The sequence below is a fragment of the Pseudomonas sp. PAMC 25886 genome, from assembly GCF_000242655.1.
In the GTDB taxonomy this organism is placed as follows: domain Bacteria; phylum Pseudomonadota; class Gammaproteobacteria; order Pseudomonadales; family Pseudomonadaceae; genus Aquipseudomonas.
Genome location: NZ_AHHC01000029.1, coordinates 98706 through 112667, shown reverse-complemented (window position 1 = coordinate 112667; position 13962 = coordinate 98706). Strand labels below are relative to the sequence as shown.

Here is a 13962-nt window from a genome sequence, read left to right as displayed (position 1 = left end):
CTTATCTGTAACTCAATCTGACTGAGAGGACTGATCATGGTCTTGCGCTCGGAAATTCTGGTGAACAAAAACGTGCTCCCCACTCAAGATCAAGCTTTGCCTGGCCGTGAAACCCCAATGTCCCTACCCGAGACGCACTTCGTCAACGGCAACCCGCTGCTCGGCCCGTTTGTCGACAACGTAGAGTTTGCGATCTTCGGCCTGGGTTGCTTCTGGGGCGCAGAGCGGCGCTTCTGGCAGCGTGACGGCGTGGTCAGCACGGTGGTGGGTTATGCCGGCGGCTACACGCCGAACCCGACGTACGAAGAAGTCTGCTCGGGCCTGACCGGCCACAGCGAAGTGGTGTTGGTGGTGTTTGACCAGGACAAGATCAGCTACGAAGAGCTGCTGAAAATGTTCTGGGAACTGCACAACCCGACCCAGGGCATGCGCCAGGGGAATGACATCGGCAGCCAGTACCGTTCGGTGATCTATGCGGTCAAGCCGGAGCACCTGGAGGCAGCGAAGGCCAGTGCACAGGCGTATCAGAATGAACTGACCAAGGCGGGCCTGGGCACCATCACCACGGAAATCGAAGAAGCGCCGACGGTGTACTTCGCCGAGGCGTACCACCAGCAGTACCTGGCGAAAAATCCCCAGGGCTACTGCGGGATTGGCGGCACAGGCGTGACCTGCCCGATCTGACGCCAAAAGCATCGCGGGCAAGCCTGGCTCCCACATTGGAATGCGTTCCAATGTGGGAGCCAGGCTTGCCCGCGATAGCGATCCAGCAAACGATACAACTATTCGGCGATCAGCCAATCCATCTGCCACCCACCCTGGGTTTGCCCAAGCTGCTTGGACAACCATGGCAGCAGCTCACGCAATTCTTCCTCCAGCCCCCACGGCGGATTGGCAATCGCCAAACCCGAGCCCGTCAGGGTGTTCGGCGTGTCCAGCGGATGCACCAGCAATTCCACTCGCAGCAACTTCGGCGCACCGGTGCCGGCCAGGTCCTGGTAGAAGCGACGCAGCATGCGCTGGTCTTTCACCGGGTACCAGATCGCGGCCACTGTCTGGCGCATCCGGCTCACGGCTTCTTTGAGGGACGCGGCGCAGCGCTGCATCTCGTCGAGCTTTTCGAACGGCGGGTCAATCAGCATCAGCGCGCGCTTTTCCGGCACCGGCAGCAGCGCCCGTGGCACGTGCCAGCCTTCACCAAGGTGGACTTTCACCCGACGGTCGCCCTTCATGTTGTCCTTGAGCAGCAGGCCGTCTTCCGGGTGCTTCTCGTTGAGCAACACACGGTCCTGAGGCCGCGTCAGGCGCCGTGCCAGCTCCGGTGAGCCCGGGTAGTAGCGCAACTCGCCATCGGGGTTCATCTCGTGCAGCACGCGCATGTAGTCAGCGGTCAAGGGCGGCAGGTCGGCCCGGCCCCACAGGCGTGCGATGCCTTCCAGGTATTCACCGGTGCGGTTTGCCTGGTCGCCCTGCAGGTCGTACAGACCGATGCCGGCGTGGGTATCGAGATAGGCAAACGGCTGCTCCTTGCGCGACATCAGGGCGATGAGGCGGGTCAAGGTCAGGTGTTTGAAGACATCGGCGTGGTTGCCGGCGTGAAAGGCGTGACGATAATTCATGGTTGCTCCTGCGCAGGGGGCGAAGTTTACCTTTTACGCGGGCAAAGGTGCAGGGCTGTGGTGAGCGGGCCCATGGCAACTCGCTGGGTGGCGTGATCGTCGACAGTGGCACCTTCCCCTGGACGCAATACCCGGAGAAATTCCACGGCCTCAACCAGCCCGAGCCGGCCTATCACGGCGTGGTCTACACCGAGAAATTCGGCCCTGTAGAGGCCATTGAAGACCTGACCGAGGACTTGCAGCAGTCCCTGGCTTCAACCCAACTCCGAGACCAGCCACGCGGCCAGCGCCTGATGGCTGACATCCGGCCGGCGTACAAAGTGAGCGACCTTGTGTTTCAAGGTCGCCAGCGCAAAAGCGCTGTGCAGGTCCGGGCGCTGCTCTTCCAGCCATTGCAGCAGGTTGTCCACCCGCGTGACGCTCGATTGCTCACTCAGGTACTGGAGAACCTGCGGCGGTACTTGCCACCACGGGCTGGGCTTTGCCGCTCCGGGCGTCGTGACCGCAACCTCATGCTGGCAACCATTGATCCAGTAGCGGCTGAATACAGGGAGCAATTCCCGCGCCCCAGGCCCGAGCGCCTGCAAAACACGCAACGTGTAGGCACCATCCCAAAAGCGAAAAAACACCGCCTGCCCCTCCGGCAACAGCACCTTGGTCAGGCTGCGCAGATGCTCGGCAACGGTTTGCAGAGAACAGGACGACACCGCCAGCCAACCCCAATCGGTACCTTCACATTTGGTAGCCCATTCCAGAAAAGCACTGTCAGCGGCAACCACCGCAACGTAGGGCATGACCTCTTCCCACGCCGCATACTCGCTACCCGCCCAGATCGGACTGAGCGCGCGACCATCGGAACGACGCCACGCTTCAAGCGGCTTGCAGTCACTGGCATTGCCCAATACCGCAAACAACTGCTCACCCGCCTGCAATGGCGCAGACTCAAGCCACTGCCCAGGAGAAATCATGGTGCACCTCCAGCCAACGATGCACTGCGATGCAGAGGCGTATTGCACACGCCATTCCGGCAACGCTCGCACTCCTCACAAAAGGGCGCACCGCGTTTCAAGCTGAGCACTTGCACGGCACTCAGGGGTGCCGGAATTACCGCCAGCAGCTTTTCCTGTAGCCCTGGCATCAGCGGCGACCCCGCCGGTGCTGGCGCCCCGCCCAGCTGGATCGGAACACTGCTGAAAATCCCGCCCGCCGACACGTTGAGCCACTGCCCTCCGGCCTGGAGGGTCACGCTGGCGCCCGCGTCGATAACGACGCTTTGTCCCGCGCCAATGTTAATCGTCAGACCGGCACGCAGCTGCTGCGAGCCGGCGATCATCAGGTGATCGTCCTGCTTGAGTTCGGTCAGGCGGTTGCCGTGGGTCGTGCGCCGTTCTTCACCCTGAAGCTCGTGACGATCGAGGCCTTTGACGATCACGTTGCGCTGGTTATCGACCTGCACGTGCTGGTCGTGGAGTACGTGCTGGGTCCAGTTGCGCTGGGCGCGCAGGTAGATTTCCTCGGCGCCCTTGCGGTCCTCGATGCGCAGCTCGTTGTAGCCACCGCCGCCGGGACTGGTCTGGCTACGGAAGATGCTGCGGGTCTTGTCGGCCGGCAGGTCCAGCGGCACCGGCGTCGCCGCATTGGCCAGGCAGCCGACCACCAACGGCGTATCGGCGTCACCGTCAACGAAACCCACCAGCACTTCCATGCCCACTCGCGGGATCAACACCGCGCCGTAATGCTCGTGGGCCCAGCCGCTGGCTACCCGCAACCAGCAACTGGAATGTTCGTTGTGCTCCCCGGCGCGATCCCAGGCCAGTTGCACCTTGACCCGGCCGTATTCGTCGCAATGGATTTCACTGCCTTCCGGCCCGGTGACCACAGCGTTCTGGTAGCCGGATATCGGTGTACGTGGCGGCGGTAGTGTGGGTCGAAACACAGTGTCCCAAGGTGTGGCGACGAAGGTGTTGCCATAGCCCTGGAGCCCCCCATCGCCCACATACTCTTCGAGCACTTGCGGCTGCTTGCCGGTATGGGTGACATGCGTCACCAGCCACAGGTCATTCCATTCATCACGCGGATGCGCTGCCAGCTGGAAAAACTGACCACTGACCAACGCCGGTTGATCGCCACTGCCATGGGCCTGGCGATAATCGCGGCGGTGCCGCTCAAGGGTCCGTTGGGCCAAGTGTTTGCCATGGGGGCGGTCAGTAAAATGTCCGGGATAATCGTGATCTTCCAGGGAAGGAAGCTGCTCACCCAGCACTTCGCTTTCCAGCTGCAGACGCGGTTTGCGAAAGTCGTAATCGCGCAGGTTTACGCCTGTCGTACGTGTCTCCAGGCGCACCGAAAAACGCTTGATCACCGGCGTGTCGGCGACCATTCCGGAGCCCGGTGCATAGTCGGTTGGCTGCTCGCCCTGGGCGAATACCGCCTGGTCATCACCAAACACCAACAGGTGACCGTCGGGGCTGTGCTGGAAATGATAGTGAATCCCCTGCTCGGCACACAGCCGCTGGATAAACCCCAAATCGCTTTCACCGAACTGCACGCAGTACTCGCGCACGGGATACACACCGCCCAACCGGAATTCGAAAGCATCCCCGTGGATACCCTGCCCCTCCAACACCTGCTTGATGATCTGCGGCACGCTCAGGTGCTGGAACATTCGCTGGTGACTGCTGTGTTGCAGGTATGCCAACCGGGGCACCAGGCTGATCTGGTAACGCGTTAGCCGCCTGCCGGAATCACCTTGGGCAACGCGGTAGATCTGGCCGTGAACGCCATGCCCCTGGGCATCAAAGCCCAGGAAAGCCTGACGGTGCAGCAGGCTCTCAAGGTCAAGGTCCGGCTGCTCGCTGACCAGTTCAAGGTCAAAGCGATAAGGCTCGCTGATGGCTTCGCTGCCCGTGAACTCAAAAACCTTGAGATCACTGGGCATACCGTCGAGGGTCAGGGTAAAGGCACTTTGATTGGCAGGAGCGAACATCCGGTGTTTCTCTGCAAGTAGTGGGCGACCGATTCTGCACCAGCTTTTTGCCGAGCTGAGTGCGCTGCAGGCAAATCAGTAAATCCCTACGTCGCAGGCGCTTTAATTTTCATGTATCCGGCGTCGAAGCCCTACCACCAGCGTGCTAGCGTATTCATCCCCCATCGCCCCATGACAATGGAAAAAACATGGCCACCCGCTACGCAAAAATCGTCCTGACCCTTGCCCTGGCAGCCTTCGCCACACTCGTCGCCTTCAGCAACATCACCGACTACGGCTCCAACTTTGCCTTCGTCAAACATGTGCTGAGCATGGACACCACCTTCCCCGGCAACGCCGCGATGTATCGCGCCATCACCACCCCATGGCTATGGCACGGCGCGTATTGGCTGATCATTGCGGGTGAAGCACTGACGGCCGTGTTGCTGGCACGAGGCGCGCTCGCGTTGTGGCGAGCTCGTCGTGCCACCGGCACCGAATTCAACCGCGCAAAGAAATGCGCAGTCGCGGGCCTGACCCTCGGTTTTGTCGTGTGGTTTTTCGGCTTTATGGTGATCGGCGGCGAGTGGTTCCTGATGTGGCAATCCCATCAGTGGAACGGTCAGGAAGCGGCGTTCAAGTTTTATATGGCGATCCTGGGCGTGTTGATTTTCCTGAATCAGCCGGACGCAGATCGCGACTGAATCACGCCCATAAAAAACGGCCCGCAGGCGGGCCGTTTTCAGTTCAGCGGGCCTTCAAGCCCCCGCCAATTACTTGTTGAGGTTGTAATCCGCCTCGGCTGCATCAAAACGCTGAACCATGCCGGCAGTCGGCGCGCCCAGCTTGCTCACGAAGTAGATCGCCAGGCTCGCGAAGATGAAGCCCGGGATGATTTCGTACAGGCCCAGCAGGCTGAAGTGCTTCCACACGATCACGGTGATCGCACCTACCAGGATGCCGGCCAGCGCGCCATTGCGCGTCATGCCTTTCCACAGCACAGAGATCAGTACCACCGGACCGAACGCAGCGCCGAAGCCCGCCCAGGCGTAGCTCACCAGGCCCAGTACGCGGTTTTCCGGGTTGGCGGCCATGGCGATGGCAATCAGCGCCACCAGCAACACCATGGCACGGCCGACCCACACCAGTTCAACCTGGGAAGCATTTTTACGCAGGAAGGTTTTGTAGAAGTCTTCGGTCAGGGCGCTCGAGCACACCAGCAACTGGCAGCTCAAAGTACTCATTACCGCGGCCAGAATGGCCGACAGCAACACACCGGCAATCCACGGATTGAACAGCAGCTTGGCCAGCTCGATGAACACACGCTCGTGGTTCTCGGTCACGGGGCCTGCGACTTCCGGGTGCGCCGAGAAGTAGGCGATACCGAAGAAGCCCACGGCCACGGTGCCGCCCAGGCACAGGATCATCCAGGTCATGGAGATGCGGCGCGCATTGGCAATCGACTTCACCGAATCCGCCGCCATGAAGCGCGCAAGGATGTGCGGCTGGCCGAAGTAGCCCAGGCCCCAGCCCATCAGCGAAATGATGCCGATGAAGGTGGTGTTTTTCAGCATGTTGAAGTTGTCAGGGTTCTGCGCTTCGATCGCCAGGAAAGTGGTGTCGACGCCGCCGGTGGCCAGCAGCACGATGATCGGCGTGAGCAGCAGGGCGAAGATCATCAGCGTGGCTTGCACGGTGTCGGTCCAGCTCACCGCCAGGAACCCACCGACGAAGGTGTAGGCAATAGTCGCGGCAGCACCGGCCCACAGCGCGGTCTCGTAGGACATGCCGAAGGTGCTTTCAAACAGGCGGGCACCGGCCACGATGCCGGAAGCGCAGTAAATGGTGAAGAACACCAGGATCACCACCGCAGAGATGATCCGCAGCAGGCCGCTTTTATCTTCGAAGCGGCTGGAGAAGTAATCCGGCAGGGTCAGGGCGTCGCCGTTGTGCTCGGTCTGCACCCGCAGGCGGCCGGCTACAAACAGCCAGTTCAGGTAGGCACCGACGATCAGGCCGATGGCGATCCAGCTTTCCGACAGGCCAGACATGTAGATCGCGCCGGGCAAACCCATCAGCAACCAGCCGCTCATGTCCGAGGCGCCGGCCGAGAGCGCGGTGACCACGCTGCCGAGGCTGCGACCGCCCAGAATGTAGTCGGAAAGGTTGTTGGTGGAGCGATAGGCCATAAAGCCGATCAGCACCATGGCAGCGATATAGATCACAAATGTGATCAGGGTAGGATTACTTACGCTCATTGAGTTACGCCCTGGCATTGTTTTTATGTAGCGGCGGTCTGTCAGGACGGCCACCCACTCAGCAAGTGGATAGACGAAACCCGGCGCCGCGCATTTATGACTGACGTTTCCCCAGGAAAGCCATCAGCCGATGAACCTTCCGTAAGACGGTTGCACCTTGGGCGCGAATGCTATTCAACAAAGTAAATAAGGTGCAACCAGTTTCTTGAGAATAAGTTGCACCTTGATGTTTTTCCCGCAAAACGCCCTGTTTTTGCTCCTTTTCGGAGCAAGCGCAGCCAAAGTCAGAACCAATTGCACCAAGGCGCAGCCGATTCGGCTGCGGCGATAATTTTTCCCGATCAGCATCAAAAAAATCATGGATAAAAAGGGTTGCACCCGGTTGCACCTCTCTCGGCGCAAAGCTAATCTTGCCGCCAGCTGATGCCACGCGGTAGTGGCACCCATGAGGATAAAAAGATGGCTACGACCACCCTTGGGGTCAAACTTGACGACCCGACCCGCGAGCGCCTTAAGGCAGCCGCGACCTCCATTGATCGCACGCCGCACTGGCTGATCAAGCAGGCGATTTTCAATTACCTGGAGAAACTCGAGGGTGGTGCAACCCTGGCCGAGCTCAACGGCTTGGGCAGCAAGGACGCAGAAGAAGCCGGCGAGGTCCAGACCGACCACGCCCACCAGTGCTTCCTCGAGTTCGCCGAGAGCATCCTGCCGCAATCCGTACTGCGCGCTTCGATCACCGCCGCTTACCGCCGCCCGGAACCGGAAGTGGTGCCGATGCTGATCGAGCAGGCTCGCCTGCCGGCGGCAATGGCCGAGGCCACCAACAAGCTCGCGTCGTCGATCGCCGAAAAACTGCGCAATCAGAAAAGCGCCGGCGGCCGTGCAGGCATCGTCCAGGGCTTGCTGCAAGAATTCTCTCTTTCGTCCCAGGAAGGTGTAGCGCTGATGTGCCTCGCCGAAGCGCTGCTGCGCATCCCGGACAAAGGCACCCGCGACGCACTGATCCGCGACAAGATCAGCACCGGCAACTGGCACCCGCACTTGGGCAACAGCCCGTCGCTGTTCGTCAACGCCGCCACCTGGGGCCTGCTGCTGACCGGCAAGCTGGTCGCCACCCATAATGAGGCCGGCCTGACGTCGTCCCTGAGCCGCATCATCGGCAAGAGCGGCGAGCCGATGATCCGCAAGGGCGTCGACATGGCCATGCGCCTGATGGGCGAGCAGTTCGTCACCGGCGAAACCATCGCCGAAGCCCTGGCCAATGCGAGCAAGTTCGAAGCCAAGGGCTTCCGCTATTCCTACGACATGCTCGGTGAAGCCGCACTCACCGAACACGACGCCCAGAAGTACCTGGCGTCGTACGAACAAGCCATCCACTCGATCGGCAAAGCGTCCCACGGCCGTGGGATATATGAAGGCCCGGGCATTTCCATCAAGCTTTCTGCCCTGCATCCGCGTTACAGCCGTGCGCAGTACGAGCGTGTGATGGACGAGTTGTACCCGCGCCTGCTGTCCCTGACGCTGCTGGCCAAGCAATACGACATCGGCTTGAACATCGACGCCGAAGAAGCCGACCGCCTGGAGCTGTCCCTCGACTTGCTGGAACGCCTGTGCTTCGAGCCGCAACTGACCGGCTGGAACGGCATCGGCTTCGTGATCCAGGCTTACCAGAAGCGTTGCCCGTATGTGATCGACTACGTGATCGACCTGGCGCGCCGCAGCCGCCATCGCCTGATGATCCGCCTGGTAAAAGGCGCGTACTGGGACAGCGAAATCAAGCGCGCCCAGGTCGAAGGCCTGGAAGGCTACCCGGTGTACACCCGCAAGGTGTACACCGACGTTTCCTACATTGCCTGCGCACGCAAACTGCTCTCGGTACCGGAAGTTATCTACCCGCAGTTCGCGACCCACAACGCCCACACGCTGTCGGCGATCTACCACATCGCCGGTCAGAACTATTACCCCGGCCAGTACGAGTTCCAGTGCCTGCACGGCATGGGTGAACCGCTGTACGAGCAGGTTGTAGGCAAAGTCTCCGAAGGCAAGCTGAACCGTCCGTGCCGCGTGTACGCACCGGTCGGCACCCACGAAACATTGCTGGCCTACCTGGTGCGTCGCCTGCTGGAAAACGGCGCCAACACCTCGTTCGTCAACCGCATCGCCGATCAATCCATCTCGATCCAGGAACTGGTGGCCGATCCAGTGGCCAGCATCGAGCAGATGGCGACGCTGGAAGGCGGCTTCGGCCTGCCGCACCCGCGTATCCCGCTGCCCCGCGACCTGTATGGTGCCGAGCGCGCCAACTCGGCCGGCATCGACCTGGCCAACGAACATCGTTTGGCGTCGCTGTCCTGCGCCTTGCTGGCGACCGCGCATAACAACTGGAAAGCCGCACCGATGCTCGGTTGCGCCTCCAGCAATGAAGCCGCTACGCCGGTGCTGAACCCGTCCGACCTGCGTGACGTGGTCGGCCACGTACAGGAAGCCACCGTCGAAGACGTCGACAACGCTATCCAGTGCGCCTTGAAAGCCGCGCCCATCTGGCAGGCCACCCCGCCCGCCGAACGCGCCGCGATCCTGGAACGTGCCGCCGACTTGATGGAAGGCGAGATCCAGCCGCTGATGGGCCTGCTGGCCCGCGAAGCTGGCAAGACCTTCGCCAACGCCATCGCCGAAGTGCGTGAAGCCGTGGACTTTCTGCGTTACTACGCAGTGCAGGCCCGTAACGATTTCACCAACGACGCCCACCGCCCACTGGGTCCGGTGGTGTGCATCAGCCCGTGGAACTTCCCGCTGGCAATCTTCAGTGGCCAGGTCGCCGCTGCACTGGCCGCAGGTAACCCGGTATTGGCCAAGCCTGCCGAGCAAACGCCGCTGGTAGCCGCACAAGCCGTGCGCCTGCTGCTGGAAGCCGGGATTCCGGAAGGCGTACTGCAACTGCTGCCGGGCCAGGGCGAAACCGTCGGTGCGCGCCTGGTGGGCGATGATCGCGTCAAAGGCGTGATGTTCACCGGCTCCACCGAAGTGGCGCGCCTGCTGCAACGCAACGTCGCCGGTCGCCTGGACGCACAGGGTCGCCCGATTCCGCTGATCGCCGAGACCGGCGGCCAGAACGCGATGATCGTCGATTCCTCGGCGCTGACCGAACAAGTCGTGATCGACGTAGTGTCCTCGGCCTTCGACAGTGCCGGCCAGCGCTGCTCGGCCCTGCGCGTCCTGTGCTTGCAGGAAGACTCTGCTGATCGTGTGATCGAAATGCTCAAAGGGGCGATGGCTGAATGCCGCCTCGGCAACCCGGAGCGCCTGTCGGTGGATATCGGCCCGGTGATCGACGCCGAAGCCAAGGCCGGCATCGAGAAACACATCCAGGCCATGCGCGACAAAGGCCGCAACGTTTACCAGGTCGCCATTGCCGACAGCGAAGAGGTCAAGCGCGGCACCTTCGTGATGCCAACCCTGATCGAGCTGGAAAGCTTCGACGAACTGCAGCGGGAGATCTTCGGCCCGGTGCTGCACGTGGTGCGCTACAAGCGTAAAGAGATCGACCAGCTTATCGGCCAGATCAACGCTTCCGGCTACGGCCTGACCCTGGGCGTGCACACCCGTATCGACGAGACCATCGCCAAGGTGATCGACAACGTCCATGCCGGGAACGTCTACGTGAACCGTAACATCGTGGGTGCCGTGGTGGGCGTGCAGCCGTTCGGCGGCGAAGGTTTGTCGGGGACCGGCCCGAAAGCTGGCGGCCCGCTGTATCTGTACCGCCTGCTGTCGACTCGTCCTACGGATGCCATCGAGCAATCCTTCGTTCGCGGTGATGCACTGGCCGCACCGGATGTTCGCCTGCGGGACGCCATGAGCAAGCCGCTGACCGCCCTGCAAGCCTGGGCCGACAGCAACAAGCTCAGCGACTTGAGCGCCCTGTGCGTACAGTTCGCCGCGCAATCCCAAAGCGGTATCACCCGCCAACTGGCCGGCCCGACCGGCGAGCGCAACAGCTACGCCATCCTGCCCCGCGAGCACGTGTTGTGCCTGGCGGAAGTGGAAGGCGACCTGCTGACGCAACTGGCTGCCGTACTGGCAGTCGGCAGCTCGGCGGTATGGCCGGACACTGAATTGACCAAGGCCGCGTTCCCACGCTTGCCGAAGGAGATTCAGGCGAAGATCACGCGAGTGGCTGACTGGACCAAGGATGAAACCGTGTTTGATGCCGTACTGCATCACGGCGATTCCGACCAACTGCGCGGGGTTTGCCAGCAAGTGGCCAAGCGTGGCGGGGCGATTGTCGGGGTTCACGGCTTGTCTTCGGGCGAAACCGGGATTGCCCTGGAGCGCCTGGTGATCGAGCGCGCGTTGAGCGTCAACACCGCTGCGGCGGGTGGTAACGCCAGCCTGATGACGATCGGCTAACTGACGGAACGCGGTCAAAATGTGGGAGCTGGCTTATGTGGGAGCTGGCTTGCCTGCGATGGCATCACCTCGGTGTATCTGACACATCGAGGTGCCTACATCGCGGGCAAGCCCGGCTCCCACAAAAGCTCCCACACTGACCGTGTTTGCAACTCACCGCTGTTGTTTGGCCCCTCCATCACCCAGATCAATCTTGCTATCCAGCCTCTATTTGCGCACTTAGACTCAGGCCCATTCCCACACAGGTAAGCCGCCATGTCCGAGACGCTGCTCAGTTCCCGCAATCTGGCTTTCGAGCTGTACGAAGTCCTCGATGCCGAGGGCCTGACCCAGCGCGAGCGGTTTGCCGAACACAACCGCGAAACCTTCGACGCCGCCATCGGCACCGCCCGCAGCATTGCCGAGAAGTATTTCGCCCCGCATAACCGCAAGGGCGACGAGAACGAGCCACGCTACGAGAACGGTCAGGCGATTCTGATTCCTGAAGTGAAACCGGCCGTGGACGCCTTCCTTGAAGCCGGCTTCCTTAACGCCGCCCGCAGTTTCGAAGCCGGTGGCATGCAGCTGCCAACCCTGCTCTCCCAAGCCTGTTTCGCGCACTTCCAGTCAGCCAACGCCGCGTCTACGTCCTACCCGTTCCTGACCATGGGCGCCGCCAACCTGATCGAAAGCTTCGGCACCGAAGAGCAGAAACAACGCTTCCTGCAACCGATGATCGAAGGGCGTTTCTTCGGCACCATGGCCCTGACCGAGCCCCATGCAGGCTCATCGCTGTCGGATATTCGTACCCGCGCAGAGCCGGCGGCTGACGGCAGCTATCGCCTCAAGGGCAACAAGATTTTCATTTCCGGCGGCGATCACCCGCTGTCGGAGAACATCGTGCACATGGTGCTGGCCAAGCTGCCGGACGCACCCGCCGGGGTGAAGGGCATTTCGCTGTTTATCGTGCCCAAATTCCTGGTCAACGACGACGGCAGCCTGGGCAAACGCAACGATGTCCTGCTGGCCGGGCTGTTTCACAAGATGGGCTGGCGCGGCACCACCTCGACCGCGCTGAATTTCGGCGATAACGGTGACTGCGTCGGCTATCTGGTGGGCAAGCCGCACCAGGGCCTGAGCTGCATGTTCCAGATGATGAACGAAGCGCGGATCGGCGTCGGCATGGGCGCGGTGATGCTGGGTTACGCGGGCTACCTGTATTCCCTGGAGTACGCCCGCGAACGTCCGCAAGGCCGCCTGCCCGACAGCAAGGACCCGAACACCGCGCCGGTGTCGATCATCCAGCACGCCGATATCAAGCGCATGCTGTTGACGCAAAAAGCCTACGTGGAAGGCGCCTTTGACCTCGGCCTGTACGCTGCTCGCCTGTTCGACGACACCACCACCCTGGAAACCGAAGCGGCGCGCAAACAGGCGCACGAACTGCTGGACCTGCTGACGCCGATCGTCAAATCCTGGCCGTCGGAGTTTTGCCTCAAGGCCAACGAACTGGCGATCCAGATCCTCGGCGGTCACGGCTACACCCGCGAGTACCCGGTGGAGCAGTACTACCGCGACAACCGCCTGAACCCGATCCATGAAGGCACCCACGGCATTCAGTCGCTGGATCTATTGGGTCGCAAACTGGCGCAGAACGGCGGCGCGGGTTTGAAACAACTGATTCGCCTGATCGCCGAGACCGGCGCGCGGGCACAGGAATACCCGTCGCTGACCGCCTTGCGGGAACCGCTGGAACAGTTAGTGGCACGCCTGCAAAGCGTCACCCTCGGCCTGCTGACGGATCTCGCCCAGGGCAAGGTCAACAGCAGCCTGGCGAATTCGGCGCTGTACCTGAAAGTGTTTGGGCATACGGTGATTGGCTGGCGCTGGCTGGAGCAGGCGATTCGCGCCGAGGAAGGGCTGGCCAAAGGCAATGCTGCCGATGTCGCCTTCTATAAGGGCAAGCTCCAGGCCGCCCGGTACTTCCTGACGTGGGAAATACCGGGCTGCCATCATGAACTGGCGATTCTCGAGGCACGCGATGACACGTGCCTGGGGATGCAGGATGAGTGGTTCTAAGGCGTTCCGATCGCCTTGGAAATCACCTCGACCGTGGCGCTGACTTGCTCTTGGTAACGGTCGAGTTCCTGCTGGTGATGCTTTTGCATTTCGATCTGCTCGGCGCACAGGTTCAGCGCCGCCAGCACCAATAGCTTGTCACCGATCAGCGTCGGGTACTTTTTCTTGGTGGTGGCCAGGGATGCCTTGAGCATCGTCACGGCGCTCATCAGGGTGTTGTCTTCCCCCTCCGGCGCCTTGATCGAGTAATCCTCACCGAGAATCGAAACGACCTTTATCCCTTCATTCATGCGCCGACAGGACCTGCGCTCACACGCTCAACCAACGCCTGGATACGGGCAGCGGTAGCGCCCTGCTTTTCTTCCTGTTCCATCAGGTTCAGCTGCAAGCTGTCGTTTTCATCCTTGGCGCGAGCCAGTTCGGCCTTGAGGGATTCGTTGGTGCCCAGCAGATCCTGGTTCTGCTGTACCAGGTCGCTGACCAGTTGTTCCAATTGGCTGAGGGATGCTTCTAACATTTTGATTTCTCGGGCTTTTTCAAAGGGCGGTGACGATAAAGAAAATTCACCTCGGATGCCAGGGTTATCCCTGGCGCGGGGCCTTGATTTCATGGGGCAGGCCACGCTTTCGAGCCTTAGTGACTGCATTTA

Annotated in this window: 11 protein-coding genes and 1 pseudogene; 5 read left to right on the top strand and 7 right to left on the bottom strand. The window is 61.3% G+C overall.

Going from position 1 to position 13962, the window contains the following annotated elements:
* The first annotated feature begins 36 nt into the window (after positions 1-36).
* On the top strand, positions 37-684 hold the full coding sequence (gene msrA / locus MUM_RS0109350; RefSeq protein ID WP_010169273.1) for a peptide-methionine (S)-S-oxide reductase MsrA: 648 nt from the start codon (positions 37-39) through the stop codon (positions 682-684).
* A 98-nt stretch (positions 685-782) separates the two neighbouring features.
* Here the strand turns inward: msrA and MUM_RS0109345 are convergent, their stop codons facing one another.
* Entirely contained in the window at positions 783-1619 is an 837-nt protein-coding gene (locus MUM_RS0109345; RefSeq protein WP_010169271.1) for a 23S rRNA (adenine(2030)-N(6))-methyltransferase RlmJ, read from the bottom strand.
* A 71-nt stretch (positions 1620-1690) separates the two neighbouring features.
* Here MUM_RS0109345 and MUM_RS1000000134720 point away from each other — a divergent pair.
* Positions 1691-1837, top strand: a pseudogene (locus MUM_RS1000000134720) (bifunctional O-acetylhomoserine aminocarboxypropyltransferase/cysteine synthase); the annotation flags it as partial.
* A 36-nt stretch (positions 1838-1873) separates the two neighbouring features.
* Here the strand turns inward: MUM_RS1000000134720 and MUM_RS0109340 are convergent.
* Both MUM_RS0109340 and MUM_RS0109335 read right to left on the bottom strand, forming a co-directional pair.
* Positions 1874-2587 (bottom strand): DUF4123 domain-containing protein, encoded by a 714-nt coding sequence (locus MUM_RS0109340; protein WP_032881854.1) that lies wholly within the window; start codon positions 2585-2587, stop codon positions 1874-1876.
* Positions 2584-4605: a type VI secretion system Vgr family protein gene (locus MUM_RS0109335; RefSeq protein WP_010169267.1), complete on the bottom strand. Its 2022-nt coding sequence runs from the start codon at positions 4603-4605 to the stop codon at positions 2584-2586. The genes MUM_RS0109340 and MUM_RS0109335 overlap by 4 nt, the downstream gene beginning before the upstream one ends.
* A 188-nt stretch (positions 4606-4793) precedes the next feature.
* Between MUM_RS0109335 and MUM_RS0109330 the strand changes: the two genes are divergently transcribed.
* Entirely contained in the window at positions 4794-5288 is a 495-nt protein-coding gene (locus MUM_RS0109330) for a DUF2165 family protein (protein WP_010169265.1), read from the top strand.
* A gap of 69 nt (positions 5289-5357) precedes the next feature.
* On the opposite strand, the gene putP is transcribed toward MUM_RS0109330, so the two are convergent.
* Both putP and MUM_RS1000000134495 read right to left on the bottom strand, forming a co-directional pair.
* Positions 5358-6842 (bottom strand): sodium/proline symporter PutP, encoded by a 1485-nt coding sequence (gene putP / locus MUM_RS0109325; protein WP_010169263.1) that lies wholly within the window; start codon positions 6840-6842, stop codon positions 5358-5360.
* Between the two features lie 94 nt (positions 6843-6936).
* Entirely contained in the window at positions 6937-7272 is a 336-nt protein-coding gene (locus MUM_RS1000000134495) for a hypothetical protein (protein ID WP_158000313.1), read from the bottom strand.
* Between the two features lie 29 nt (positions 7273-7301).
* Between MUM_RS1000000134495 and putA the strand changes: the two genes are divergently transcribed.
* Positions 7302-11255 (top strand): trifunctional transcriptional regulator/proline dehydrogenase/L-glutamate gamma-semialdehyde dehydrogenase, encoded by a 3954-nt coding sequence (gene putA / locus MUM_RS0109320; RefSeq protein WP_010169261.1) that lies wholly within the window; start codon positions 7302-7304, stop codon positions 11253-11255.
* A 255-nt stretch (positions 11256-11510) separates the two neighbouring features.
* Positions 11511-13313: an acyl-CoA dehydrogenase gene (locus MUM_RS0109315; RefSeq protein WP_010169259.1), complete on the top strand. Its 1803-nt coding sequence runs from the start codon at positions 11511-11513 to the stop codon at positions 13311-13313.
* On the opposite strand, the gene MUM_RS0109310 is transcribed toward MUM_RS0109315, so the two are convergent.
* Together MUM_RS0109310 and MUM_RS0109305 are read right to left on the bottom strand one after the other, a co-directional pair.
* A complete protein-coding gene (locus MUM_RS0109310) occupies positions 13310-13603 on the bottom strand; it encodes a cell division protein ZapA (RefSeq protein WP_003209415.1) in 294 nt (97 codons plus the stop codon). The two genes, MUM_RS0109315 and MUM_RS0109310, sit on opposite strands and share 4 nt — an antisense overlap.
* Entirely contained in the window at positions 13600-13830 is a 231-nt protein-coding gene (locus MUM_RS0109305) for a hypothetical protein (RefSeq protein ID WP_010169256.1), read from the bottom strand. The genes MUM_RS0109310 and MUM_RS0109305 overlap by 4 nt, the downstream gene beginning before the upstream one ends.
* Between the last annotated feature and the right edge of the window lie 132 nt (positions 13831-13962).